Origin of the sequence: Siphonobacter sp. SORGH_AS_0500 (assembly GCF_031453245.1) — a bacterium.
In the GTDB taxonomy this organism is placed as follows: domain Bacteria; phylum Bacteroidota; class Bacteroidia; order Cytophagales; family Spirosomataceae; genus Siphonobacter.
The window spans coordinates 2,062,575-2,088,167 of the sequence record NZ_JAVIYT010000001.1 but is presented as its reverse complement, the minus strand read 5'-3'; the positions used below and the strand labels follow the sequence as shown (position 1 = coordinate 2,088,167).

The 25,593-nt window shown below is 44.5% G+C and carries 22 protein-coding genes and 3 tRNA genes; 18 read left to right on the top strand and 7 right to left on the bottom strand.

Annotated elements, in window-relative coordinates; all coding sequences use genetic code 11:
* Positions 1-12: 12 nt before the first annotated feature.
* Positions 13-1,230 carry a hypothetical protein gene (locus tag QE357_RS08630; protein ID WP_309706701.1) on the bottom strand — a complete coding sequence of 406 codons (1,218 nt, stop codon included), beginning with the start codon at positions 1,228-1,230 and terminating at the stop codon, positions 13-15.
* A 184-nt stretch (positions 1,231-1,414) separates the two neighbouring features.
* Here QE357_RS08630 and QE357_RS08625 point away from each other — a divergent pair, with 184 nt between their 5' ends.
* From QE357_RS08625 to QE357_RS08555, 15 genes are all read left to right on the top strand, one after another.
* Positions 1,415-1,960 (top strand): hypothetical protein, encoded by a 546-nt coding sequence (locus QE357_RS08625; protein WP_309706699.1) that lies wholly within the window; start codon positions 1,415-1,417, stop codon positions 1,958-1,960.
* Entirely contained in the window at positions 1,953-3,521 is a 1,569-nt protein-coding gene (locus QE357_RS08620) for a terminase large subunit domain-containing protein (RefSeq protein WP_309706697.1), read from the top strand. The genes QE357_RS08625 and QE357_RS08620 overlap by 8 nt, the downstream gene beginning before the upstream one ends.
* A 275-nt stretch (positions 3,522-3,796) precedes the next feature.
* Entirely contained in the window at positions 3,797-4,096 is a 300-nt protein-coding gene (locus QE357_RS08615) for a hypothetical protein (protein ID WP_309706695.1), read from the top strand.
* On the top strand, positions 4,096-5,394 hold the full coding sequence (locus tag QE357_RS08610) for a hypothetical protein (protein ID WP_309706693.1): 1,299 nt from the start codon (positions 4,096-4,098) through the stop codon (positions 5,392-5,394). Before QE357_RS08615 ends, QE357_RS08610 begins: the two co-directional genes overlap by 1 nt.
* Positions 5,391-6,383 (top strand): DUF6712 family protein, encoded by a 993-nt coding sequence (locus QE357_RS08605; protein WP_309706691.1) that lies wholly within the window; start codon positions 5,391-5,393, stop codon positions 6,381-6,383. Before QE357_RS08610 ends, QE357_RS08605 begins: the two co-directional genes overlap by 4 nt.
* A gap of 66 nt (positions 6,384-6,449) precedes the next feature.
* Positions 6,450-7,154, top strand: coding sequence for a hypothetical protein (locus QE357_RS08600; protein ID WP_309706688.1), 705 nt, complete (start codon positions 6,450-6,452; stop codon positions 7,152-7,154).
* On the top strand, positions 7,070-7,639 hold the full coding sequence (locus QE357_RS08595; RefSeq protein ID WP_309706686.1) for a CHAP domain-containing protein: 570 nt from the start codon (positions 7,070-7,072) through the stop codon (positions 7,637-7,639). Before QE357_RS08600 ends, QE357_RS08595 begins: the two co-directional genes overlap by 85 nt.
* A gap of 2 nt (positions 7,640-7,641) precedes the next feature.
* Positions 7,642-7,947, top strand: coding sequence for a hypothetical protein (locus QE357_RS08590; RefSeq protein ID WP_309706684.1), 306 nt, complete (start codon positions 7,642-7,644; stop codon positions 7,945-7,947).
* 37 nt (positions 7,948-7,984) lie between these two features.
* Positions 7,985-8,278 (top strand): hypothetical protein, encoded by a 294-nt coding sequence (locus QE357_RS08585; protein ID WP_309706682.1) that lies wholly within the window; start codon positions 7,985-7,987, stop codon positions 8,276-8,278.
* Positions 8,279-8,346: 68 nt separating this feature from the next.
* The gene (locus QE357_RS08580; RefSeq protein WP_309706680.1) at positions 8,347-8,697 is read left to right on the top strand and encodes a hypothetical protein; all 351 of its coding nucleotides are present in this window, start codon (positions 8,347-8,349) and stop codon (positions 8,695-8,697) included.
* Positions 8,682-9,521, top strand: coding sequence for a hypothetical protein (locus tag QE357_RS08575; protein ID WP_309706678.1), 840 nt, complete (start codon positions 8,682-8,684; stop codon positions 9,519-9,521). Before QE357_RS08580 ends, QE357_RS08575 begins: the two co-directional genes overlap by 16 nt.
* Entirely contained in the window at positions 9,521-10,018 is a 498-nt protein-coding gene (locus QE357_RS08570; protein ID WP_309706676.1) for a hypothetical protein, read from the top strand. Before QE357_RS08575 ends, QE357_RS08570 begins: the two co-directional genes overlap by 1 nt.
* Before the next feature lie 2 nt (positions 10,019-10,020).
* A complete protein-coding gene (locus tag QE357_RS08565; protein WP_309706674.1) occupies positions 10,021-12,090 on the top strand; it encodes a DUF5977 domain-containing protein in 2,070 nt (689 codons plus the stop codon).
* The gene (locus tag QE357_RS08560; protein ID WP_309706672.1) at positions 12,087-13,508 is read left to right on the top strand and encodes a hypothetical protein; all 1,422 of its coding nucleotides are present in this window, start codon (positions 12,087-12,089) and stop codon (positions 13,506-13,508) included. The genes QE357_RS08565 and QE357_RS08560 overlap by 4 nt, the downstream gene beginning before the upstream one ends.
* Positions 13,505-14,080, top strand: a complete 576-nt coding sequence (locus QE357_RS08555; RefSeq protein ID WP_309706670.1) for a hypothetical protein — start codon at positions 13,505-13,507, stop codon at positions 14,078-14,080. Before QE357_RS08560 ends, QE357_RS08555 begins: the two co-directional genes overlap by 4 nt.
* 36 nt (positions 14,081-14,116) lie before the next feature.
* Here QE357_RS08555 and QE357_RS08550 read toward each other — a convergent pair whose 3' ends face one another.
* Together QE357_RS08550 and QE357_RS08545 are read right to left on the bottom strand one after the other, a co-directional pair.
* Positions 14,117-16,243: a DEAD/DEAH box helicase gene (locus QE357_RS08550; protein WP_309706669.1), complete on the bottom strand. Its 2,127-nt coding sequence runs from the start codon at positions 16,241-16,243 to the stop codon at positions 14,117-14,119.
* 1 nt (position 16,244) lies between these two features.
* Positions 16,245-17,177 (bottom strand): DUF1837 domain-containing protein, encoded by a 933-nt coding sequence (locus QE357_RS08545; RefSeq protein WP_309706668.1) that lies wholly within the window; start codon positions 17,175-17,177, stop codon positions 16,245-16,247.
* A 286-nt stretch (positions 17,178-17,463) separates the two neighbouring features.
* Between QE357_RS08545 and QE357_RS08540 the strand changes: the two genes are divergently transcribed.
* Complete coding sequence (locus QE357_RS08540; RefSeq protein WP_309706667.1) at positions 17,464-21,585, top strand: phage tail tape measure protein; 4,122 nt, start codon at positions 17,464-17,466, stop codon at positions 21,583-21,585.
* A 76-nt stretch (positions 21,586-21,661) separates the two neighbouring features.
* Positions 21,662-22,807, top strand: a complete 1,146-nt coding sequence (locus QE357_RS08535) for a PQQ-binding-like beta-propeller repeat protein (RefSeq protein WP_309706666.1) — start codon at positions 21,662-21,664, stop codon at positions 22,805-22,807.
* A gap of 12 nt (positions 22,808-22,819) precedes the next feature.
* Here the strand turns inward: QE357_RS08535 and QE357_RS08530 are convergent, their stop codons facing one another.
* The 4 genes from QE357_RS08530 to QE357_RS08515 all read right to left on the bottom strand — a co-directional run bounded on the left by QE357_RS08530 (position 22,820) and on the right by QE357_RS08515 (position 24,521).
* On the bottom strand, positions 22,820-24,040 hold the full coding sequence (locus QE357_RS08530) for a site-specific integrase (RefSeq protein ID WP_309706665.1): 1,221 nt from the start codon (positions 24,038-24,040) through the stop codon (positions 22,820-22,822).
* A gap of 148 nt (positions 24,041-24,188) precedes the next feature.
* Positions 24,189-24,262, bottom strand: a tRNA-Arg gene (locus tag QE357_RS08525).
* 61 nt (positions 24,263-24,323) lie between these two features.
* A tRNA-Pro gene (locus tag QE357_RS08520) sits at positions 24,324-24,397 on the bottom strand.
* 36 nt (positions 24,398-24,433) lie between these two features.
* Positions 24,434-24,521: transfer RNA gene (locus tag QE357_RS08515), tRNA-Ser, on the bottom strand.
* 101 nt (positions 24,522-24,622) lie between these two features.
* On the opposite strand from QE357_RS08515, the gene QE357_RS08510 reads away from it, so the two are divergent.
* Positions 24,623-25,582: a VWA domain-containing protein gene (locus tag QE357_RS08510; RefSeq protein ID WP_106637679.1), complete on the top strand. Its 960-nt coding sequence runs from the start codon at positions 24,623-24,625 to the stop codon at positions 25,580-25,582.
* Positions 25,583-25,593 lie beyond the last annotated feature (11 nt).

The window sequence follows — 25,593 nt, the reverse complement described above, 5'->3', positions numbered from 1 at the left end:
AACTCACATTATTCAATTTTTTACTAAATCTTTAAGCTTTTCAATATTAAATGTTTTTGATAAATAAACATTATATAGATAACCAGAATTCGTATTCTGTCTAAAGTCGACTCCTAATGTTAAGTCTAATGTACTTTTTCTTTCAGTAAGCTCAACGTTAAACCAATTGGAAATACCTACTTTAGGTAATATTATCATACCCCGATCGGGAGATGAATTTGTAGAAATTAAGTATCCAAGTTGATATTTAATTCTAAAATCGGCAATTTCATTCGTATTATCAATAGTAAATCCTATACCACCGTAAAGCTCATTGTTAATAACTACCCTTTTTGTCAAAGTAGTTATTGATGGACGTATAGGGTTATAGATACCCCTTATAGTATCTGAATCTACTAATTCGTAATTATAATTGAGGTCATACGTACGTTTCACATATTCAAACCCCAAATTCAGAAAATATTTTGTATTCCCCATTAGATTATTTTCACCTAAGCATTTTAGGTAGCTTAATCCAAAACCAAATACTTTATTATTTTGCTGTGTTACTCTATTGTATATACCTCTCACATATTTAGCGGAATCGTTAAAATTCAAGCCTTGGCCTGGAACCCTGTAAATATCCGAAATTCTGTTACCTTGACCTAAGGAATCACTTTTAGATGTATTAAAATTATTTTGATATAGATAGAAATGCACTCCTTGTTTACTATCTAATAATTTAGGTATAAATGCATCAATTTTAAAATAAGAAATAACTGCATTTTTTGTTTTATTATCCTCTAAGAAATCGAAAGAGTGACCCATCAATATTCTTATATTGCTAAGTTTTTTAACCTTATCGTTAACTATATTTTCTTTCTTTGTAAATATTATCTTCATGTGATCTAAAATACCCTGTGAGTCCAAGATCAATTCTATTGAATCTTCTTTAGCTTGACTCTTATTTACTGTAAATGGAATTTCAAAACCAGATACCCCAGGTTTTATAGTAATATTAACATCATTAAAATCATATACTGATTTTAAAAGATTATTCTTTTTTATTTTTACATCAGTATCAATTTTAATGTCACTAATTTTTAATTTTATATAGTTTGTAATATCTTTTTCTTCACTCACTATATACGTAACTTGCCTATTCTCAAATTTAATTGTTTGCGAATATCCAATGCATGATGCAGTAAACCAGGCAATGATAAATGTTGTGAAAAAATAGATCTTCTTCATAAGATTAAGTTAGTTTTTTAAGCAAATCTATCTTTCATCCATTCTTAATGATATACCTATAAATGGTAACATTTTTCGTACAATAGAGAACGTATGTTTTTGTTTGATGATTTAATGTTTCCTTTTTAGTCCTATACAGAGACTAAGCCTGTTCAAATATTCGTAGCATAGCATTTTCTGTACTATGAATACCCCTCTGACTTTAGTTGAGAATGATTTCGAAAAAAAATCGGAACATCGGCTCGACAAATACTTAGATTACTTCAACCCAGCATCCGCAAAGAAGGAGTTGAAGAAAAAGGAACTGGATTATGTAGAGAAGATGCGAAAGGCATTTGCTCTACGTACCCGCCTCTTCTCCCCTGAGCACGTCCGCAAGGCTATTGAGACGGAATACAGCCTGAGTTATAGCCAGGCTTGCCAGATCTATTCGGATATGGAGTATGTGTTCGGAAAGCAGGAAGAAACCGACAAAGCAGCCCTAAAACGCTTTCTAACCGAACATTACTACACGGCGATCGCCCTGGCTGTCAAGCACACAGTTGACGATCCTTTGAAAGCCGCTGAAATGATCATGAAAGCCTCGGAGAAGCTGGGAAATCTGCATGGCTTGAATGACGGCACGTCTGCCCTAACTCCAGAGCAGCTCATGCCCCCTCGTAATGTTACCTACGTCATTCAAAACGCTGTGATCGGGGGCGACGTAGCAAAGGAGGTGAGTAATGGCTGATGTAACCGAAAATCTGATTGTCAAGCGGAATCCCAAGCAATTGGAGTTCCACATGACTGTTATGAACAACACAGCCGATGGAAATGAAAAAGGCGAAAAGTACTCTGGTGGATTTAGGGGAACCTATCAAGCAGGTCGTGGTTCTGGGAAAACCAATGAATTGCTCCAGCTTATTACTGACAGTGCTTTCGCCTTGCCTCGGGCCACGGCAGGTTTAGCGGGTCTTACGTACCGTCAGATTCAGGATATCATCCTGAGTCAGAGCCAAGCTCTTTTCGAGGCCAACCGGCTGTATGAGTACAACAACCAATCGAAGTACGGACATTACGTGATCAACCGGCGTCCGCCCGATCATTGGTATAAAGCCTGGAATGCTCCAAAATCCTACGAAAACTGTATTGCCTTTGCCAACGGGTACACGGTTCAGATGCTTTCTGCCGACCGGCAGGAAACCCTTCGCGGGATGAACCTGGATCAATTGTTCATTGACGAATCAGCCACGTTAAAGGAGGATTTTTTCAACAAGATTCTCCGACCAACCCTACGAGCTAACAAAGGGAGGTACCGAGATCCACGCAAAGGAAGGGAAGGCTACAACCACCCCTTGCACTGGCTGGCAGTTGATTTTACCAGCTCACCCTGGCTACCCGAAGGGCAGTGGATTTTCAAGACTGAGGAACTGATGCTCAAGAATCCACGGAAGTATTTCTTCATGGAGTCCACGGCCTTAGATAACCTTGCCTTTTTACCAGCCGATTACATCAAGGAACAGCAAGAACTCTATAATCCGCTGGTCTTCGATGTAGAGATTATGAATAAGCGTTTAACCAAACTACCTAACGCTTTTTATAGCTCGTTCGAGGCTTCTGTACATACCTTCTCACCCGCCTACAATTATGAGAGGGATGAAAAAACGGGTATCCTAACTTCTAAACGTAGGGACTATGATCCGTGGAAGCCGCTGGAAACTGCGTGGGATTTCAATGCCTATTTTACTTCCCTATTAGTAAGTCAGGAAATAGATAAGGAACAGCGATTTATTAATAACCTATATGTCAAGGATGCGAATGGCAGTACCCTTGTGGAACGCCTGGCTAATGACTTCTGTGATTATTACCAGCACCACCTAAAGAAGGAGGTCCACCTATACGGGGATAGAGGGGGTAACAATAAGGATGCAGGACGCAAGCCTTTCTTTGACACTATCAAAGATATCTTCCATAAGCGTGGATGGAGAACCATTGACTATACCGAACGCTCATACCCAAAGTATCAAGTTCGTTATCAAGTTGTCAACGCATTGCTCCAACGAGCCAACGAACGCTTGCCTAAAATCACCATCAATCAGACTGAATGTAAAGCTTTGATTATCTCACTCCAGAACGCACCATTGGATGGATCGACATTTGAGAAGGACAAGAAGAGCGAGGGCAAAGCAACGATCGCTCAGGAGTATGCAACACACTTGTCTGACTGTTTCGATTACATTCTATTCAAGAAGTTCGCACGTTTCATCGAAGTAGGATCCACTCGAAAATCTGGAATGCGAATGGCCGGCTGACCCCTAGCCCGATCAGTTCAGGTACCCACCTACCAAAAGGGCAGGTCCCCCCTTTCATATAATCTCTTTTTCCGATTGGCGATCGCCGAAACGTTAAAGGGCGGGCCATGACTATAGTGTACACCGGAATAAAAAGGGGTGGTTTTCGGGATAAGTCGTTGACCTCTTGAAAGTTGCCCTTTTTGCTCACCGGAATCACCCCAAAAAACTGACCCTATTTTTTTCCGTCCTACTCATCGTCCTGTCTTCCCCGGATCATTGTATCAAAAAAGTGAATGGTTTTCGGAATTTATCTCAGCCAGGTATGGGCTGAATATCGTCAGCTCGGAGTGAATGGCCGTGATACTCCGATCTCCATCACCTACCGCAAAGCCGGTGGGGAATTTGGAGAAAAGCACAACATCACCCGCAGGGCTGGTAGTGATCCTTCCGGCACAAAGAAGGATCATTCCTCGGTACAGCACGAAGTGAAGACCGCTGGAAAAATGCACTTCACCGTGAACGGTCAGCCCTTCGAAATCTGGATACCACTCCTGTTAAGCTGGAACGGAAAAAAAATTGATCATCGGTTTTGATGGAAAAGTTAGGAAACACACGATTCAACTTCGAGCGAAGTGCTGAAGTCACAATCACGGGCGAGCAGTTCGATGACAATACCGGCGTAAAAGGCAAGGGTGGCAGTACGGTCACCATCGCAAAAAAGACCTACGACGTATACAAGTGGGGTTCTAACAACAAGCTACCTAACGAAATGATCGCGTTGCTCCGTTCAAACGGGGATATAGCCAACTTGATCGACACGTCGATTGACTTCTTTTTCGGTGCCGGCGTAGGTGTATTCCAGCATACCGTGGACAGCACCGGCACGCTGATCATGACACCCAAAGACGATTGGGAAACGCGGGAAAAATTGATCGAGGCCGAAATCCCTACGCTCGTGGATGCCTTCGGCACTTCGATTTGGGAGACTGCCAATGCGTTCATTAACGTATCAAACGATACAAAGGGCACAATCAAGCGGAAAGTAAAGGTTCTCGACCCGCTCACCGTTCGATGCGAGAAAGTGAAGGAAGGCTCGAAAAAGAAGATTTTCCTCACGTCTGCCGATTGGACGGGTTGGAACAAAAACGCCAACGCCGTTCCGGCATTTGACTATTCAAATCCGAACGCTCAGGTCGAATCCATCCTGCAATGCCACCGCTTTCAATCAGGCCAGTTCTACTATGGCTACGCCCGATGGTGGGCGGCGGCTGACTGGATTAAGCTCGCTAACCGTATCCCGAAAACGCACAATAATAGCCTCGATACCGAGTCAAACTTGGGTTACATCGTTCGGATTGCCAATGATTACTTCGATACCATGTTCCGCATTGAGAACATTTTGGACGATGAAGAAGCCCAAGCCAAATACCGGGACGCTTTTTATGCCATGTGTGACACGCTTCTACACGGTGGCGACGGAAAGCTTCGGATCATTTACGATGAAGTACCAATGGGCATCGATGGTAAACTACAGGAATACATCCGCTTTGACGCCATTCCACGGCTGATGACCGGTAAGGAATACACCGAGCTATACAGTGCCGCCGTGATGGCCTTCGCTAACGCCGGGGGCATTCTATCTAGTCTAGCCGGAGTTTCAGATGGAAAGATGATGGGCGGTTCCGGCTCCGAGCTTCGGGTTGCCGCCGAATACCAGCAATTCTACCGTACTCCTCGCAGTCGTCAGATGCTGCTCGACGTGCTGAACCGCATCATGCGAAAGCCGCTCGGATTGAAAGACAACGAATTTTTCGGCTTTAATAACATCCTGCTGGAAACCCTCGATAAGAGCCCGACCGGCTCCCGCACGGTAAAATCTAACAACGCATGATCGTAAAAGACATCGATGAAATTCGCCTGTACCTGGGCGGTTCCATATCCGCAGGAGCTACGTTCGCTCGCTTTGAGGCGGCAATGAAGGACGGTGAACGCACGATTCGCAAAATCGTTGGCGATGCGATCATGAACAGCCTCACTCAGCAGTACCAAGCCGGCACCTGGACTGATCCCAAATTCGGAATTCTGTTCAGCTACGTTCAGCGGGCTACCGTCTGGTGGGGGTATGCCGACTTCTTACCCATGTCTGCCGGGACGGATGGAGATAACGGCCTCGTAGAAAATACGACAGCCGACAACGGCCCGATCCGGCAAAGCGTGCTAGAAAAACGCATCAATAAAGCGGCTGATAAGTCGGCCGAAGCCATCGAAGAATTGCTCCAGTACTTATTCAACAACGCAGACAAATTCGACGACTGGCGTAATTCATCAGCTTATGCAGATGCGACGGAGTTGTTTGTCAATTCGGGTACCGCTCTAGCTCGCTATATGCCTCAAAGCAACGGTTCTTACCGAATGTGGCTAACGCTCAAATGGTACCTGCGTGAATCGGAAAGCTCGGTTCTGGCCTTAACCGGACGGCCCCAATTCGATGATCTGAAGGCTAAACTGAAAGCTCAGTCTTTGCTTACCAGCGTTGAAAAGGAACTGATAGAAAAGATTGGCAGGGCGTCAAGCTGGGTGGCCTACAAAAACGCTCTCCCTTATCTCCGAATCGTTTCGCTTCCCACGGGCGGTTTGCGGGTTTTATCGGAATTCGACGGAATCAATAACGCCAAAGCCCCTACCAACGAGCAGTTCCAAGAGTATAAAAATCTGGTGAAAAGTGAAGCAGAAGGCGAATTGAGCGAATTGAAAAAATTCCTCCTGGCAAACGCCGACCAGCTCCCTCTCTATAAGAATTCGACTGCTTACAAGCCCCCTTCCAATCAGTCCATTTTCGACAAAAACAAAGACTATACGCAGGTCATCCGAATGCGTTAACCCATGCACAATCACAAACACCGGTACCACGGGCCTCAGGTGCTTCGCGGTTCAGACCAAACAACTATGGAATCATCAAATCAATTTCCTGAAAACAAGCCTGTAACCTTAGAAGAGTTACAAGCTGAGTATGAGCAACAGAAGGTTCAAATTGAAGCCCGGCTTCAGCAAGAAGCTCAGGAGCTTCGCACCAAAAACATTAATCGCCGAAATGAATGTATTTCGAAAGCAGAAACCCTTCGTCAGTTAGCCCGCGAAACGAAAGATCCTGAAACGGCTGTCAACTACGTCAACGAGGCTAAAACTGCGGAAGCCGAAGCCGCCCTACTTGCATCAAACCTGGGAATCATCATCCCGGAAGCCCCTGAAGAAATGCAAGAAGAAGAATCGACTAGCCTTCTTTCTACCACCAAAGGCATTTGGGGATTGATCGCCTGGGTGATCGGCACGGCCATCTTATTCTGGATGGTAGGGACAAGCCTGGTCCAGTCGGAGGACAATGATTCGGCTTCACGGATGATGAACAGCGTGGGTTTGCGGCTAATCACCAACATCCTGCCTTTCGCTCTCACGTTTCTGGCCGTAATCGTTACCCTCAAACTGCTTTTCCCGGATCAGTATCGTTACTGGAATAACCGCCTTCAGTCTCCTTTCTCACTCCAAAACGACTTACAACAAGTTGAGCCATGGCAACGTATCGCCTTCTTTTCCTTCTCGGTAGCCTTGCCTGCCTGGGTTTTCACTATGCTGATGCAGGTAATCTTCGGATAGACCCCGATTCGGCACGGGCAAAAGTTGTAAAAACCGCCAAATCCTTACTCTACGTAAAGGAAAAGCACAACCACAACGACCATCCCATGATTACCGAGATGTTCGACAAGATCGGTTATCCGGGTATGAAGAAGGCATCCTGGACGTCCCGTATGTGGTGTATGGCCTACGTAACCTATTGCTTTACCGAAAACGGCATCAAGACCGGCATCCCCGGTCCCGCTGCGGTTCGCAACTGGAAGGCGGCCAAATCCAAACGGGTACCCACAGGCAAAGCCATTAAGCCCGCCGACGTCGCCATTTTCACCTGGGGAAGCCACGGGGGGTTGGTCGTCGAAGCTCACCCCAATCCGGGCTTTCCATTCGTCTATACTTACGAAGGCAACACCGGAGCTCCCAGGGGTGAACTGAATCAGAACCAAGGCGTATGGCCTAAAACCCGGCTGAGACGGGAAATTCTCTGTTTCATCCGCATCATTAACTAATCATGAGACGCCTTTGGATTAAGTATAAGGAAATCGTTCTCGTATTCAGTGCGATCGCTGTTCTAATTGCCCTGGTTGCTGGCGTACAAACCTGCCGGAGCATTAATAAAATCGGCGATCGCATCGCTGATAAGATTGAAAAGGAAACGTCTCCTACTGTTGTCGTTCACAAATATGACTCCGTTACCGCTAACAAAATCATTCAGATCGAGGTGGAAAGGAAGTTGGATCATGCTCGCGTGGATAGTCTGCGTGATACTCAGCTTCAAGCCGCCCTCGATAGCGTGTTCAACTATCGCCGTCGCTGATTCGCTCCCCCCAACTACGTCCAGCCTTCAGAAGCTCATGCCTCGAGGCTTTTACGTCATGACGGAAGAAGGAGCCAAAGCCGCCCTTAAAGCCAAAATTGATGCAGACGCGAACTGGGCTTTAAAAACGGAAGCGGAAAGAGCATTGCTACAGGCAAACGGTACCATCGTTGTTTTGACCATCGAAAACAACAAATTCAGGGAAGTGGTACGGGTAAAAACGGAAGAGTTCAAAGCCCTTCGCTGGGTCTTGCTTAAAGCAAATCTTTGGAGATGGGGTTCGGTTGCCCTCAATATCTTTCTGGCCGGGAAGCTGGCTAAATTCTACTGACGTTTTCGTCCTATTCACACGTGCATGAGGAAAGTAGGTTTGTCACCACACAAAACTCTACTTTCCTCATGCTTTTTATCCCATTCCTGGACGGCCTTGCTCAGCTTATCGGCTATTGTATCATAATACCAATAATCCTCCTTATTGTCGTTTTCGGCATTTCTTATACTTCTCATAGTGTCCGGCACGCACGATACCGAAAAGAGCTTCAGACCCAACACGCCCGCATGGTTCAGCTTCATAAAGAGCTGAATCTGGACGCTCTGTCTACCAGTGATCTGGTATCCATTCTCCTGCGTTTTCAGGAGACAATTAAAAATATGCCAGAGTCTGACCCTTCGTATGCAGACCTCCAGGCCCGAATTGAAGTGACTCAGAATAAACTTTCAGACCTTCAGCGGCCATGGGTAAAAAAATAAAGTTCGTCAACAAAGGCAAGTCTAACACCTTTCTGGTACCGGAAAGCTGGCAAGAGTGTAAACCTGAACAGCTTCGCAAACTGGCTCCCTTCAATATGTTACGGGAAGAACTCCGAAACCGGCAAATATGGGAACACGTCGTACAGATCATGCTTCGATGCAAGCCCAATTTCTGGAAGAAACTCGTCATGAGTCTCGACGAATGGTGGTGGCTCAAGGAGCAGTGCAAATGGATTTTCGAGGTGCCTTTACAGCAGCAACCCTTTGCGTTTTTCACGATCAAAGGCGTCAACTATCACCTGCCCGCCCCGGCCTACGGCAATACATCTGCTCTGGAATTGGCCCTGGCTAACATTGCCTTCACCGAATACGCTCACCCGGACGAGCCTAAAAAAGAGGCACTCGATCAGCTCATTTTCATTCTATGCCGACCCGAACGGAAGAACCTAAAAAAATTCAGGGCTTCTAACGACTGGAACGGCGATGTGCGGGAACCCTTCAATGAGGCAAAAATGCTCGATCGCTCCCGCCGTCTGGCATTGCCCCTCGATGACAAAATCGCCATTCTCAACTACTTCGTCCAGATGAATAACGGATTTCTGGAAATGTACCCGGAATTTTTTGGCAAGAGCGGCAAAAAAGAGCCTCGGTATAAAGACGGTCGGGGTTGGGTGCTGATGCTCAAAAACGTAGCAAAAGAGGGTGGTTTTGGCGATTTTGATAAGGTTTGTGAAATGCCTGTACACCTGCTTTGGGCGTCCCTGCTGGATGATTTCATTACCAACGAAGAACTACAGGCCGAAGCCGAAAAACAATACCAATAATGCCTCTTATCACCGATCTGGTTACGCTCGATGCGTACCTCAAAACCGTTCAGGAATCCATCCCTGAGCTGAAAGATTACCAGTACCTCGATGCCGGCGACGACTTCGAAAAGGAACTTCAGGGGTATTTCAATCAGCGTTACAAAGGCCCCGTCCTGTTCTTGGGTATGTTCGAGGCTACCCTCATGAACAACCAGGCTCAATACTGGGAGAACACCTTTCAGGCTCACCTTTCCGTGCAGGTCAAAGCGGCTGGCGAAAAACCGGCTGACAAACTCAAAGCTCGCAACGATGCCTGGGCTTTGCTCCTAAAGGTGATCGGAAAAATCCGCATGGATTACGAAGACTCGGTTCGCGTTCCCGGCCAACCAAAATACATTTTTAGAATCTACGAGGATACCCTCCGGGTTACCGATCGCGTCGGTACCATCACCGCTTACGGCTGGGACATTGATTTTCAACTAGGGATTCCCGTCAACACGCATTTATTCAGCTAAGTATGGATTTGATTGCTAACTACCTGACTTACCTGCCCCTGCGGTTATCGCGAAACCCGATTGACGTTGTGGTAGATGCCGCCAGCGAAAGCGTCGTGGATCGCAGTGGGCTTTCTTACCTGCTTGAAATCTGGAAACCCCGAGCCTTTCAGTCAGGAGCCTATGAACTGTACAATACGCTCACCGGCTCCGAAATCCCACCCCGAAACGACAACGGCCTGATGATTCTGGAAGGCTGTCGATTCGAGATCCACTCGTTTATCGATGCCCTGCTCGACTGGAATCCCCCCACGGCCAACCAGACCGCCATCACGGTTTGCCCGGGGCTGACCATGCCGTATTTTCTCTATTCGCAGATTAATCCGGTACCCAGTTCGGAAGTGTTCGGCGATATGGAAATTGCGATCAAGGCCAAATTGCACGAAGACCAGTTTCCCGGCTGGAAGGATTTGTTTTTCGTCAACTGGATTGGTGAAGGCAAACGCTTTCTCACCTGGCAGGAAGATAACAAGCTCGTCGAACGCGATCAGCCGGAGTTTCTGTACTTTCTCATCAACATGCAGCCCAAGCCCGAAGAGCTGCGGTTGCGTTGCCGGATTCAGTACACCGATGGTTCCTACGAAACCCGCACCGTGAAGGTCGCAAAGGACATCATACAAAACTGCGTGTACTGCATTCCTGTGGGCCTTCAATCCCTGTCGCTTGAGACCTGGGCGTTGAGTGCAAATAAGCAAATCGACTCCTACGAAGTGTGGCTTAACAATGAAAACGACGATCGCATTTCAGAAATCCGTACCTATATCCTCTCGGATGAATACAACCGGAATGTGCGTTACCTCATTTTCCAAAACTCCCTGGGCGGTTTTGATACGCTGCGTTGCTACGGACAGGCTTCAACCTCGCTTAACGTAACCACAAATCTGGCTCAGAAAACACTGGAATCGGGTTATTTACCCAGTTCGGAGGAATTATTTGTAACCAGCAAAAACGGCGATCGCACGATTACGCTGAATACCGGATACCAGAAGGGAATCGCCCTTGATTACATGGAAGAACTGGTCTGGGCCGAAAAAGTCTACCTCGTTACACAGGAGGGCTTCATACCAATCATAGCGTCTAGCCAGAACTACCAACCCCAACAGGACGACGAACACCTGAACGGGCGTAGCTTCACCTTTCGCCACGCCAAAGAAGCCACAGCCTTCAGCAAGCTCCCCCTCGCTCAGGCATCCAGCACCCGCCCCACGGTGTGGGTTCCCGAACAACCCTACTGCCAGATTGATTCGAGTACGGGCCTGCGGAACGGATATCAGGGAGCCGCCAAACTGCGGCTGTACTATCAGGACACCATGCAGCCCGTTAAATCGGTCAGCACCAAGCCTAACGTACCCGGCACTGAAGGCTATTACCCGCCCCAAAAGTCGCCCGCCTGCGACGCCGGTACCACGCCTTTCAAGAATGCGGAAATTCGAAAAGCGGGCACCTTCGTGCGAAATAATTGCACGAACGCTACGGGTACTGTAGGCGAAGTGTTCGTTCTGGCGGGACGTTTCGGCTCGGAAATCAGCCAGGCCGATGCCGACAAGAGAGCCAGCAACGAGTGGGATCGCATCAATACGCAGGATTGGGCAAATCAGTATGGTTCTTGCCTGGCCGGGCCTGAATTCTACGAAATGTCGAATATTCCTGCGAATAAATTCAATGCTCGTTTCGGCTATATCTCAGGCGTTAACTGTGGTATTTCAGCAGGGCAAGCAATTATTACGGGCTCGCCCGATGCAGTGATTTACTCGAATGCGTGGTTTGCCGGCTACAGCCAGAACCCTAATTCGATTATCTATCCGGTTGGATCAAACGACATCAAACTACCCTGCGACCCCGGAACGGCTTACCGACTGAACATGACGACCAACAAGCCCATACGGATTCAGGTATACGTCAACGGTACCGAGATTTTCAATCGCACGTATCAGACCGACGAAAACGTGATTATGATTAATGAATCGAACGGGCCAAACCCACCAACGATCGCTAATCAGGGAAAAATGTACATCAAATTCACGCCCTTATGATGAATTTTGAAGTGCGAATCGACGGCAAAACGGTCGATCTGGACCCGAATACGGGCTATGATCTGGAGATTCTCAACCCCATGTCGGGTTGGGATTCGTTCACCGGATCAAAAGCGACCAACATTCAGCTCCCCTTTCACTCCCAGCGAAACCACGAGATCATGCACTGGCTGGCCGATACGCAGGTACAAACCAGCCGGGAGTTCTTTTTATGCGAAAAATACCTCAATACCAGCCTGATTGAAAAGGGCTGGGTAATCCTGCGAGATGCGACGGAATCCTACAGCCTTGATTTTACGGTAAATCTGAAGGAATTTTTCGGTACCCTGCAATCGAGATCTCTTTCCGAAATTGATCTGGGAAGCATTCCGGTACCGGCCTCTTATTCGGCTACGTTAGAAAATAGCTGGAATAACGGAGGTTTTGTTTTCCCGACTGTCCTCAACCCGGATTATTTTGGCGGGCAAAACCCTGGTAATTTTACTGGAAAAGTGAATGAGTATGGCTCTGGCGACTACACAACTTCGGTAAAAGTACCCTACTTCTTTGCCAAATGGGTGCTGAAAAAACTCGCTAATCTGGCCGGAATCACCCTTCACGGAGCAGCCTGGGAAAGCGAGCTGCTCAACCGGGTTCTCATCGGCAACACGCGGGCCATCGAAGGAGCTACGATTCAGCCCCGTCTGCACCTGCCTAACTATACAGTAGCCGGGTTCCTCGTTAATCTGTTGAAGGTCTTTCGGATTGTGCCTTTTTTCGATACCCACCGGAGAAAGCTTCGGCTGGAATTTGGTGCAGAACGGCTTCGGGGCATCACGGCTCTGGATTGGACGGAAAAGATGCAACGCAAACAGGGGGGTACCCCTTCCGGCGTGTCGGGTCTGGAGATCAGCTATACCCTGGATTCCAACGATGCCATGACGAAAGACGAGTACTTCTTTCCTTACACCACCCCCGGCATAACCGCCAACGACGTGGCTGGCAGTCTGCTCAAAATCCAGATCGGTTTTGCACCGTATCTGATGCAAAACGGACTCCCCTACTCCAAACAACCCGGCATCGTCAACAGTCAGAGCGATAAAACCTTTGGCCCCCGGATTGCCTTCTGGCACGGACTCGTGAACGGCGTTCCGCTGGCTTCTAACACTTGGAATGGCTATGATTTGCGGCTAACGGGGAGTAACGGGTTGGCTCAAAAATGGTGGTCGGTGGAAGAAAACTTCCAGATCAACGCCCTGAAAATCGTCCGGGACGTAGCCCTTTCGCCCGCTGATCTGGCCAAACTCTCGTCCATTTTCCGGGGGGAGTCTGCCGAACGCCCGATCGTGTACGCCCACGGACGCAACTGGTTCATTGAAAAAGTAGTGGTCCCTTCGGACGATCCCAAACTCTCACAGGTAACGCTTTGCAGATTATGAGTGGCATTTTAGAAATCACCAAGCAGGAATTTGACGACGCGATCAATGCCGAGCTGGAGGGCATCACCAAAGAGGCCGAACGTCAGTTTGCCGCAAAAATCGAGCTGTACGGCATCCGGATGACCGACGAGCTCCTGAAATCCTTCCGCCATTTCATCCTGAACCAGTCGGTATCCATGGTAGCGAAAGTCTCGATCGAGTTCTCAGCCTATGGCCGGATGAAGGACATGCGAAGGCTCCAGTGGCGAAGCCATGCCCCGCCCGTTTCGGAGATGGAATGGTTCGTCGCCAAGACCGGTCTCGAGAATTTCCAGTTCTTAAACGGCTACAAGCGTCACCACGCGGGCTGGTTTGCCACCGACCGCACGGCCATTCGCCGCTTAGCCTGGTCCATCGCCATGTCCCGCAAACGCTTTCCCAGCGTCAAGCGAAAGTACCGGGGAAGCTGGTACAATGCCGAAAAAGGCCGATTTATGGCAAATGTCCGGGATCGGCTACGCTGGCGAATCCAGTCGGCTGTCACTAATGCTTTAAAGGACGAGTATACTAGAGCATCTGCAAAATATAATTAGACAGCATAGTAAACTTTAAATAGTATTTTAAAACAATCAGATGTCTATTATATCAAGTCGAGTATTATAAGATTCAGGATAAGTGATTCCTTCAATAAAATATCTCAAAATGTATTTATCAAAATCGTCTAAAAAATACGAATTAATAAGTTCATCTTTATTTAAGTTATTGAAAAACTCTATTACTGAATGTATTGTTAAATGTTCATCTTCAAAATTTATTATTCCATGTAAATGCAACTTTCTAGAAATCATCCTTGGAAGACCATATTCTTCCAATTGATAAACAACAGAGGGCAAAAATACATGAGACAATCTAGAAACAAATGGTGATATATCTACATGATAGTCCAGTATTTCTTTTTGAAGTATATTAACATCATTTGCAATTGAAGAAAACTTGAAAGATATAATTCTTTCTAATTTAAAAAATCTATCAATACCAACATTAAGATTTTCAGATTGCTGCAAAAGTATTGGTATAGGATGAATCCAATTATTGGTAAGTATTTTTAAAAATCCTAAAAAATCTCCATACTTAACTTCGAACTCTTTTTGTAACTGCCATATTCTGTACAACAACGATGATTTCCAATCATTTGGATTATTTGAGTTTAAAGTTCCTAATCCTTTCCAAAAAGAAGGATTTTTAAGCATGTCTGTAGCTAGAGATTTAATAAATTCTGAATCAGAATTTTGAAACACATTTTGTTTCAAAAGTTTAATATACTTTTCTTTACCTAACAAATCAAACATTTCTTTCTTAAAAGAAACTATTTTATCAATATGCTCTTTAGATAAATTGTCTTTATATATTTCTTCATCTAAATCTCCTACTATACTATTTGAAAACGTAATATTTAACTGTGTTTGTGACTCAATTGGAGGTTTTTCGAGCAGATAAACTTTACCAACAAAATGTTTAAACATCCTACCGCTTCGCCCTATAATATTTTTGAATGTAAACTCATTTAGATTATGATTACCATCTTTATTTTTCCAAATAATGACATTTTCTGCTGAAGTATTAACACCTTCAACTATTGAAGAAGTAGATATTATAGTATTCAAGCCATTAACTTCTTCAAAAAGCTTTATTTGAATTTGACTTATGGATCTATGCAATTGACCATTATGTATACCTACCCCTCTTTTCACTAAATTAGAAAGTTTCCAATTTATATCATAGTTAGAAGACAGCCAATTAGAAAAGTTTAACAATAAAAATTCCTTTTTGGTATCTAGTTTTTCAAGTAATAAATTACCAACTTTTTCAATATTACTAAAATTACCGGCGTATATTAAACTCTTAGCTTGTGAATTAATTAATATACTTACAAGTGCATCACTCTTTTTTATTTCGTCACCATTAATATTTTCGTAAGAATTAATTCTATCTAAGAATACTGTATTAAAGTTTAGCTTATCTTCAAAAATAACATCTTTAGTAAAAATATTATCCTTGATATGAGTAATATTAGGAGCAAGAAAATATTTCTGCTTAGCAATTTTACCAAGTTTAATTAAAGCTTTTAATAAAATAGGTGATCTTTCTTTATCAAAGTCTGAACTAATTTTATAAAATTCATCGATAATAAGTATATCAATATCTTTAATTTTTCCTATGTAACTAATTGCTCTCTCTTGTGGAAAAATAAAAATATTTTTATTTGATAGCTCAACATCTGTTGTAGTAATAATTTTATACTCATTAGAAAATTTTCTAAAAATTCTTCTACGAGTTTCATCCGTTAATGCTATAGTTGGAACTATTACTACTACATTTTTAGGTTTACTTAGTGCAATAAATGCATCTATAACAAAACTTTTTCCAAAACTTGTAGGAGCACTTACAGCAATATTACTACCATTAATTAACTTTTTAAGGAGTGATGATTGTTCTCTGTGCAATGTCATAACGTTACCGCCGCCAACATCTACTTTGAAAGCTTCATAAACAAATCTATCTTGCCAGGAAGCTTGCTCGTAGTTCAAATAAGGATATAGTCCTGTTTCCCGTATTAAATGATTTATTAATAAATCATAAGGTATTTCATTTATTTTTAAAAAATTTAAAAGTTTTATTAATACATCTCGAGCTTCGTTTTCATTATCAGATACTAATAATGAATTTATCTTTCCGCATGTTTCGAAAATATCCATATTAATTATTTTTATAAAATTCTAAATTTCTATTAAATTTTTCAATAATTTTATCTTTTTCAGGAACAGGAAATAATATTATGTGAAATGAAATTTCCGAGTATAGATGAACAGATTTAGACATTTTGTTAACTTGTTTTTTAAAATACGAATTAGCTCTGTCTTTATGATAAGCAATAATTTCATCTTTATAATTCTGAGTCATTAAAGAAGTTTTATTAGTTATACTACACTCATGCAACAATAAGATAGGAATATGAAGTTTTGCTTTATATAAATCAATAGAAGTCTTTTGGTCTAAAATATCTAAGATAGATTTCCTCATGTTTGTATCTTTAACTAAATCATCTAGATCTTTGACTCTAGATATAATATAGTTTTCTTTTTTCAGTTTATCGGCATTTACAGAGTCACTTACAGAATTGACAATATCGTATAATCTACTATCTTGTATATCATTATAAAATTTAGCTTCACCAAGCCAAATTGAAAAATCATTACTATTATCAATTACAATATGAACACTGTCAGCACCTTTTGCATTATCACTATTGTTTTGTTTATAATAAATTTTTGGCACTACAGGTAAAGCCCCATAATGATGTTTCATTATGCCGTAAAGTAATACTTCTGCAAGCTCACTTGCTTGACCTATTTTAGCATTTTTATCTATAAATCTTAGATTTTTAGCTGCCGCAAGTAACAAAGATTGATTAATTAGACTTTCCCTTTCTCTTGAAGAAAGAGCTGTCTCTGCAATATTATCCCATATAAAGTTTTGAAAATCCTTATAACGCCATAGCCCTTCTTCCCATCCATTGATTAGGCTCAGAACCTTTTTTTTAGATATCGGAGTTAATTTCGCATCTATGTTGATATTTGTAAAGAAATCATCTATCAATACATCAAAACATACGTTGTTGGATATTTGCATATAAAAGTGGGGGTAGTTAATTACATTTCGACTGTAACGGATTGTTTTTAGAACATGCATCCCGGCACTAATTTATCGATTGTAAAGCAAAAAATTTATATTATTTATTTATTTATATACATTCAATTAATTACAATTACTTATTATACAAGATAAATTAGGTAGTTATAATTAATTAAATTTACATAACGTAGAAAATTAATATTAAAGAACAGATTCTTTGCTTTTCACGTCCTATCTATTTATGTTTTAATTAAGTCTTTTAGCCATCTATAACTACAAATAGATGGAACTAAGGGACAAATCAACGTTGGACCTGTACATCAACGGCGAAGCTGCTATCTCCCAACTCAATAAGCTCGATCAGGAATTTACTACCCTGAAACAGAAGCAGAAGGATTTAGCGGATGCCATGCGGGCCGAAGGCACTGATGAACAGACCATTAAATCAAGCGAGGCTTACCGGGAATTGGGCAAGCAGATTGCCGCCAACCGTAAGGAACGGGAAGCCCTACGCAAGGAAATGGACATCGAATCACTCTCCGTTAAGGAATTAACGGGTTTGATGCGTGACCTGAAAAAACAATATGATTCTGCCGTCGATCCGGCCGTTCGCGAAGAACTCGCCAAACGGATTGGTGCCGTTAAAGACCAGCTCGATGACATCAAATTGAATGTCAACAAACAGGAAAACGTTTGGGGTAGTCTCAAGCAATGGATCATCGGGGCGTTCACTGTGACCGCCGCCATTGAGGCCGGACGGGCCATTCTTTCTTACCTGGGCGATGCGGTTACCGCCGCCCGAAAAGCCGAAGATGCGTATGCCGACATGGCAAAATCGACGGGTCTGTCTGCCGATGAAGTCAAAAAGCTCGATACTAATTTAAAAAGCATCGATACTCGCACGTCCACGGAGGACCTGCGTGCCATGACCATAGTCGCGGGTCAGCTCGGTATTGGGTTAGATAGTGCCGGAAAAGTTACCGCCCAAACCCGAACCGAGATTGAAGGCTTTACCCGTGGAATCGACAAAGCAACGGTTGCCCTGGGCGATGAATTCTCGGGAGGAGTCGAAGAAGTAGCAAAGGAGATCGGCACGGTTCAAAAACTCTTTAAGGAGACAAAAGATATGAAGGTGGAAGAAGCGATCGAGAAGATCGGTTCGACCATTAACGAGCTTGGTGCGGCTGGTTCAGCTCAAGGGCCGCAGATCACGGACTTTACCCGAAGAGTGGCTCAGATGGGCGAACTCGCACCAAAGTCCGTAGCAGAAACGATGGGTTTGGGTGCAGCCATGATCGAGTTGGGTTCTTCCGCTGAAATTGCGGCCTCTGGTTACAAATCTGTTATGGGAACTGCGGCCTCCAGTACGGCTGACTTTGCCAAGCAGGTTGGTTTGACGGAGAAGGAAGTCCGCAACATGATCAATACCGATCCGAACAAATTCCTTCTAACGCTGGCAAAGTCATTTGAAGGGGCCACTCCTACCAACATGGCCGTGCAAATGGGTAACCTGGGTATCAAGAGTCAGGAAGCTCAGGGCTTCATGATGATGCTCGCTACGAAAACTGAGTTTGTTGCTCAAAAGCAGTTGTTAGCTAATGACGCCTTCAAAGCAGGTACCTCTCTCCAGGACGAATTCAATAAGAAGAACGAGAACGCGGCGGCTCAATACGAGAAGTTACAAAAGCAACTGGGTAACATTCAGGAGGAAATTGGTCAGGCTCTCTTACCTTCTGTTGGGAAACTCATCAGTGGTTTTTCGGACCTTATTAACTGGTTTAAATCTGCCACCACAGAAGGCCAACCGCTAAGTGTGGTATTCAAAAGCCTGGGAGATGTTGGTAAAATACTCTGGCAGATCATTACAGGAGTTTGGGACGTTTTTGTTGATTTGATCAGCATTTTCAAACCACTCACGGGTGGTATGGACGGAACGACCCTCGTCATTAAACTTCTGGCAACCGCCCTTCTTACCATTGTATCCACAACCAAAGCCGTATACAGTGCCATTCTCGTCATCATTGATGGTTTTAAGGTTCTCATTACGGCCGTCGAATCGGCTTATGGCGTTCTGAAAGGAGACATCAGCGTAACCCAGGGTATCAATAATATCATGGGTGCGGTCGGTTCACTGACCAGTCATGCGAAAACTAACTTCGGAAGTATTGCAACGGACTTTAAGAAAATCTGGGCTGATAGTGCCGCTGAATCTCAGAAAGCCACTTCTGCGGTAAATGCTCACGGCAAAGCGGCCGCAGACAATGCGAAAGCCCAGACTGCCCTTACTAAGGTAGAACAGGCTGCTCAGACCGCTAATCACCTCGAAGAACTCAAAAAACGGGGCGATAACGAGACTACTAGTGATGTAAAAATTCTTTCGGAAAAGGAACAGCGGGCTATTAATACCCAGAACGCCAGGGAAAGGCGGGAAGATGCCAGGCGAGATCGGGAAGAGAAAAAAGAGCAGGAAAAAGACGAGAAGATTGCCGCCGAAGCCATCAAAAATCATCAGGAAACGCAGGCCAAAATTGATCTGGCTAATATCAAGCAGATCGAGGATGAGAAAACCCGTAAAATCGTTCAGTTGGGCTGGGAGTACGAACAGAGCTGGATTAAAAACCAGAAGGAAATCAAGGACAAAGAGCAGTTTCTGGAATGGGAAAAAACCGCTCAGGCACAATTGAACTCGGATATCGCCCGGGTTAATGCCGAAATGAACGAGAAGAAGCGGAAGGAAGACGAAGCGACTCTGAAAAAGCAAAAGGAGAATGCCGAAGAGTTGGCCCGTACCGAATTCGCTACTTCCAAATCCATCATCGAGCGTCAATTACTTGATAAAAATCTTTCCGTTGACCAACGAAAGCAGTTGGAGATGAGTCTTCAAAATCTTCAGACCAACTACGAGCTGGAGCAATTGCGAATTCGTCATGAAGCTGCCGTGGCAAAGGCCAATCAGTCTGGTCAGGACACAACCGCGTTGACTGCCAAATACAATGCTGAAAAAGAATTGCTGGAAGCTCAGAGCCAGGCTAAGAAAAAGGACATCGAAGCTCAAAATCTGGAACAGCGGAAGCAGAACCAGCAGGCTTTTTTCTCAGCAATTAAAGGGTTAATGGATGGCGATTTTAGTGGATTCATGGATATTCTGAATAAGAAATTCGCTAATGAAAAGGCTAAAAACAACGCTGAACTTCAGCAATTCAACGCCAAAACGCAGGAAATCGGGGCGATGGCCGTGCAGGGTATGCAGCTTTTGCAGGGTCTGAATCAGAAGTTTCTGGAGTCGCAATTGGCGAAGATTGCTAAGGAGAAGGACGCTCAGCTCAAATCGTGGGAAGCTCAGTACAAATCTGGGAAAATCGACAAGCAAACCTACGAAAAAGAAGTCGCCCGAATTAACGACGAAGCTCGTGAAAAGGAGAAGGAAGCTAAGTTGAAAGCCTGGAAACGGGAACAGGCGTTGAACATTGCCATGGCAATCGTAAACGGTGCGATGGCAGCACTGAAATCACTAGCAACAATGGGCTTCCCGCTCGGTTTAATTGGTGTGGCCGGAGCCGCGATTGCAACGGGTATCCAGATTGGTATCATTAAGGCTCAGAAACCTCCGGAGTTCAAGGAGGGCGGCATTTTGCGGAAAATCTACGAAAAAGGTGGTAAGTACATTCGCAACGGTGGTGTCCCCGAAGGTCCCCGGCACGGAAGCCGGTACGGTGAATCGGGTATTAGCCTGGTACGCAGGGATACGGGTCAGGAAGTGGGAGAAATGGAAGGCGACGAACCTATCATGATTCTAAGTCGAAATACCTATCGAAACAACCGGCCTGTTATCGACAAACTACTCGACAGCTCCCTGCACAAAAACGGGGCCCCGATCTACGAGAAAGGCGGCTGGATGGGTTCAGACGGCGGCGACTACCGCGATTATCTGGAGAAACCGCAATTTGGTCAGCAATATCTTTTCGGTTCAAAACGAAGGAAGGCAGAAAGAGCCGCCCGCGAAGCTGAAGCCCAGGCCAATGCGGCGGCCGCAGAAGCTCAGGAAGAAGCCGACGCGGCTCTGGCCGAAGCTCAGTCCGCAGCAAATTCAGCGGGGGCAGCAGGAGGCGAAGCCTATGATGATGCGGTGGCGAGTAGCCAAGCAACGATGGATAACGTAGACTCCAACACCGGCGAAACCGTTGACCTTCTGAAACAGGTAAATGAAAAACTCAGTGAAATGGCTTCACGGCAGTCTTCACAGTCAGATGTAATCATAGGTTCACTGAACGGTATTATTAACAAGATCGGCGAAAGCAATTCGGCCCTGTGGAGCATCAACAGCAAGCCTTCGGTATCAAGTAGAGAAATCTCAGACGCGATCAACCGAAGTTCGGCTACGGCCAGCCAGAGTACGTTTGGTTAGTTTATGAAGAGCGGTTATCGGTTATTAGATAACCGCTCTATTTTTGTAAGTATCCATTCATTCTTAACCTGCTCAAATGAAGAAGTATTTACTGTTCATCTGTTTGTCCACCCTATTGTTTAGTTCTTGTAGAAAAAAGAAAGATGATCCTAAACCCCCTGTTAATGAAACCATTATAACAACGTCAGCTCTCGGAAGGATTTATTCATTGAATGCCCATACATGGAATGTAAATTGGTCAACAGAAGAATATTATACCAATACGGAGCCAGCTATCTTTAACAATATTGTATATATAGGAAAACAAAACTATTATGGTCCTAGCTATGTAGTCGGATATGATTTAAGTACAGGAAAAGAAGTCTTCAAAGTTTTTTTAGAACCTTCCTTACGTATCAGAACATCTTCTTCAAATTTAACAGTAACCGATAAATACATATTTGTTCATACAGAATTTAATCTAGTTGCCATCGATAGAGTTCAGAAACAGATGGTTTGGAAATGGACTTCCGAAGAAGGAAGGGGGGTAAGAATCATTTACAGTGATGATACAGTATATGCTGATACCGGTTATTTTCTATATGCGATTAATCCCCACTCAGGCAAGACAATCTGGAAGTCCCAGGGTTATGTAGGAAGTAATCACCTAGTAGGTAATTATAAAAACCTACTTTATGTAAGCCCTATATCAAGCGACAACGAACCTTTATACGCTTTCGATAAACAAACAGGAGCTTTAAAGTGGAAAAAAAGTGAAGCTAACAATGCAACATCAGTTGTATTACACGAAAATTCACTATTTGTTGGTACACGTCAGGGGGATTTTTACGCACTTGACCCCCTTACAGGTTCAACCCAATGGAGTATTCATTTGACAGATAACGAATTCAATAATGCTCCTTGTGTTACTGGAAATTACGTTTTCATCGCGAATAGTAAAACCACCTACGCCATTGACATAAAAGCTCGAAAAGTTAAGTGGACCTATGATATCATAAGTCCCCCAAATCATATTTATTCTATATCAGACCCCGTGGCTGCTAATGATAAAGTATATCTCAAAGCGGGTAAACTCTTTGCTTTTGATATCAATACAGGACTGCCAGAAATCATCTCTAGTCCTGATACTGAGGAGTTTTACGGGACCGTTCCAATAATAGTTATTGATTCTAACAAAAAAATTCACTGTTCATGGAACAGTGAAATGAAATCTCAATACTAAAGCGTACTTGATTTATTTTTTTACGGGAGCTACAATCTGCGATAGTTTGTCAGCTCCCGTTTTCAATTCTTTATTGAAGTAACCTTCTGTGATGCTAACCGAGCTATGCCCTAAACCCGCAGAAATAGAATAGATATCGTTACCCGTCAGCTCACGCGATACTTCCGCAAAACTATGGCGGGCTACGTGTGTACTGATGTGCTTCTCAATTCCTACTTCCCTAGCAACCTCTTTCAGCAAACCATTGATTTCTGCCGTCCAGCTCTGCACCAGTTTATGATGCTCTAACTTTCTCGGATTTTGTGATAGAAAGGGAAATACGTAATCGCCGGGTTTTACCTGCTGTGAAAAGTACTCCTCCAGAATTTTCCGAATGGGTTCCGTGATCAGGATATCCATTTCTTTTCCGGTCTTGCTCATCACGTAAGTAAACCGGCTTTTATCCGGTTTGACCATCTTCCATTTCAACTCCAGAGCATCCCGAATCCGCATGCCCCGCGAATAAAACATCAGCACGAAAATATTGCGGGCATGAAACAGTGACTTCGCATCCGAAAAATCTTCGGCCGCCATCCGTTCCACTTCTTTCAGGGTAAGCTTCGCCTTGGGAGTCACTTTCCCACGGGTGAATTTTATTTTAAGCCAGGGATCTTTCGGAGGATCGAAGACATCGGAATTGACGGCTTCGAAGTAGATCACTTTGATATTCTCCAGATTTTTCGAAGCCGTAGACGCCGAGTTTCCGAGAGTATGAACCATATACCGCTGGTAGCTGCTGATAAACTCGTAGGTGATTTCAGCAAACAGAAGATCCTGCTGATCGAGGTACTTTTTAAGTTTGTTCAGTACCGACTGCACCTTATCACGAGAGGACGCATTGGCAATACGTTTTACATACTTCTCGGCAAAGGTTAGAAAGCTCTCCCCTACTACTTCATTCCGGGCTTTCCGCTGAAGATCGCGAGCAGATATACTTTTATTCTGCACATCCGCCTTACTCACCTCAGACATCAGCTTGTTTACCTTCTCGCGAATGGCGGCATTGATAGCGGATGCAATGGGATGGCCTTTCCGGACTTCGTGCTTATCGGTATTCCAGAATTTCTCGTGGACGCTGTATTCGGTAGCTACTCTGCGGTGTTTTTTATTCTGGGTAATGCGAAGCTGGATGCGTTGGGTACCGTCTTTAAGTTTTTTACTATTCAGTTCGGGGGTAATGGATATATCACTCATGAAGGTTGGTAGATTGGGTGTAACAATTAGGTGTAACTTTTCCCCAATTGTGGCAAACACTGGCAATCGCAAATAAACAAAAAAACGTCCTAGAAACTTAATTTCTAGGACGTTAGAATGTGTGACCTTTCGCGAGTAATCTAGGAAGTGATCCCAGCAGGACTCGAACCTGCAACCTACTGCTTAGAAGGCAGTTGCTCTATCCGGTTGAGCTATGGGACCAGACTCAGCCGGTTTCAGCAATGGTTCGCAGTATTTCTGAGAACTGGTACTGGTCAATGTGTCGGGGTGGCCAGATTCGAACTGACGGCCTTCTGCTCCCAAAGCAGACGCGATACCGGGCTACGCTACACCCCGAAAAACTAAACGTACTCTAATTTACTTGAGAGACTGCGGAGAGGGCGGGATTCGAACCCGCGGTACGCTTTAGGCGTACGACAGTTTAGCAAACTGCTCCTTTCGGCCACTCAGGCACCTCTCCTGTTCCGTTTCGGTCTGCAAATATAGGGTTATAAAATCGCCGAACGCAAGTATTTCTTAAAAAAAAATCCGTCTTTTGTGTTTTTCACTGCCTGCCACCCTATGATTTTTAACCGCGATTGGAGCCGGACTGAGCTGATTTTCATTGCCTTATTTGTCATTTTTTACCTCATTTATTTAGGTAGAACTTTTTGGTATGCTTATCAATTAAAAACCTCTGCCCGCTCTGCTGCCCTGAAGTTTTTCCTACGTTCTACCGCCATGGGTGCTCTCATCATTGGTTTGCTGGAACCTTCCTTCGGTGATCCCGAACGCGAACTCCAGGCTGTAGGTAAAGATATTTTTCTAGTCGTAGACGTTTCTCGCAGTATGGATGCCACGGATGTGCAGCCCTCCCGACTGCAACGCATCAAGTTTGAACTGAATCGGCTCATCAATACCTATCCAAGCGACCGCTTCGGGATGATTGTTTTTTCGTCGGGAACGTACCTGCAATGTCCGCTTACCTTCGATCGGAATGCTCTGACCATTTTCATTGAATCGCTCAATACTCAAATGCTCACCGATCAGGGAACGGCTTTTCAGCCCGCTTTGGAAATGGCTCTGGACAAGCAATCAACGGATACGAGATCCAATGCTTCCAAAGTAATCCTGCTCATTAGCGACGGCGAAGATTTTAGCAGCGTCAATACTAAAACGCTCCGGGCCATTCGTCGGCAAGGCATTCATTTGCTTTGCCTGGGCGTAGGCACTCGGGAAGGCAGCCGAATCCCATCCAACGGGAGTTACGTTAAAGACGAGGACGGCAATTTTGTGCGAACAATGTTGCAGTCCGAATCACTGGAAAAAATCGCAAGCGAAGCGGGGGGTTCTTACTTCGAAATCACTTCGGTTCGAAATGATTTTCCACAATTGAGTCAAAGCATTCAGCAAATTGCCGGGCGACTCATTGACCAGCGAAAGGTGTCTATTACCTCCAACCGTTACTATTATTTCGTAATTCTGGCCTTAATTTTGCTGAGCTTCGATATTATGATTACCGTTCGAACGTTCCGACTATAAGAACTGCGAGT

What these genes read in the sequence shown, in the direction of transcription:
- QE357_RS08600 (WP_309706688.1), top strand. Translation starts at nt 6,450, where the DNA reads ATGGAATCATCAAATCAATTTCCTGAAAACAAGCCTGTAACCTTAGAA.
- QE357_RS08510 (WP_106637679.1), top strand. Translation starts at nt 24,623, where the DNA reads ATGATTTTTAACCGCGATTGGAGCCGGACTGAGCTGATTTTCATTGCC.
- QE357_RS08610 (WP_309706693.1), top strand. Translation starts at nt 4,096, where the DNA reads ATGGAAAAGTTAGGAAACACACGATTCAACTTCGAGCGAAGTGCTGAA.
- QE357_RS08625 (WP_309706699.1), top strand. Translation starts at nt 1,415, where the DNA reads ATGAATACCCCTCTGACTTTAGTTGAGAATGATTTCGAAAAAAAATCG.
- QE357_RS08550 (WP_309706669.1), bottom strand. Translation starts at nt 16,243, where the DNA reads ATGGATATTTTCGAAACATGCGGAAAGATAAATTCATTATTAGTATCT.
- QE357_RS08530 (WP_309706665.1), bottom strand. Translation starts at nt 24,040, where the DNA reads ATGAGTGATATATCCATTACCCCCGAACTGAATAGTAAAAAACTTAAA.
- QE357_RS08560 (WP_309706672.1), top strand. Translation starts at nt 12,087, where the DNA reads ATGATGAATTTTGAAGTGCGAATCGACGGCAAAACGGTCGATCTGGAC.
- QE357_RS08620 (WP_309706697.1), top strand. Translation starts at nt 1,953, where the DNA reads ATGGCTGATGTAACCGAAAATCTGATTGTCAAGCGGAATCCCAAGCAA.
- QE357_RS08555 (WP_309706670.1), top strand. Translation starts at nt 13,505, where the DNA reads ATGAGTGGCATTTTAGAAATCACCAAGCAGGAATTTGACGACGCGATC.
- QE357_RS08535 (WP_309706666.1), top strand. Translation starts at nt 21,662, where the DNA reads ATGAAGAAGTATTTACTGTTCATCTGTTTGTCCACCCTATTGTTTAGT.
- QE357_RS08595 (WP_309706686.1), top strand. Translation starts at nt 7,070, where the DNA reads ATGGCAACGTATCGCCTTCTTTTCCTTCTCGGTAGCCTTGCCTGCCTG.
- QE357_RS08540 (WP_309706667.1), top strand. Translation starts at nt 17,464, where the DNA reads ATGGAACTAAGGGACAAATCAACGTTGGACCTGTACATCAACGGCGAA.
- QE357_RS08605 (WP_309706691.1), top strand. Translation starts at nt 5,391, where the DNA reads ATGATCGTAAAAGACATCGATGAAATTCGCCTGTACCTGGGCGGTTCC.
- QE357_RS08585 (WP_309706682.1), top strand. Translation starts at nt 7,985, where the DNA reads ATGCCTCGAGGCTTTTACGTCATGACGGAAGAAGGAGCCAAAGCCGCC.
- QE357_RS08570 (WP_309706676.1), top strand. Translation starts at nt 9,521, where the DNA reads ATGCCTCTTATCACCGATCTGGTTACGCTCGATGCGTACCTCAAAACC.
- QE357_RS08575 (WP_309706678.1), top strand. Translation starts at nt 8,682, where the DNA reads ATGGGTAAAAAAATAAAGTTCGTCAACAAAGGCAAGTCTAACACCTTT.
- QE357_RS08545 (WP_309706668.1), bottom strand. Translation starts at nt 17,177, where the DNA reads ATGCAAATATCCAACAACGTATGTTTTGATGTATTGATAGATGATTTC.
- QE357_RS08590 (WP_309706684.1), top strand. Translation starts at nt 7,642, where the DNA reads ATGAGACGCCTTTGGATTAAGTATAAGGAAATCGTTCTCGTATTCAGT.
- QE357_RS08615 (WP_309706695.1), top strand. Translation starts at nt 3,797, where the DNA reads ATGGTTTTCGGAATTTATCTCAGCCAGGTATGGGCTGAATATCGTCAG.
- QE357_RS08630 (WP_309706701.1), bottom strand. Translation starts at nt 1,230, where the DNA reads ATGAAGAAGATCTATTTTTTCACAACATTTATCATTGCCTGGTTTACT.
- QE357_RS08580 (WP_309706680.1), top strand. Translation starts at nt 8,347, where the DNA reads ATGCTTTTTATCCCATTCCTGGACGGCCTTGCTCAGCTTATCGGCTAT.
- QE357_RS08565 (WP_309706674.1), top strand. Translation starts at nt 10,021, where the DNA reads ATGGATTTGATTGCTAACTACCTGACTTACCTGCCCCTGCGGTTATCG.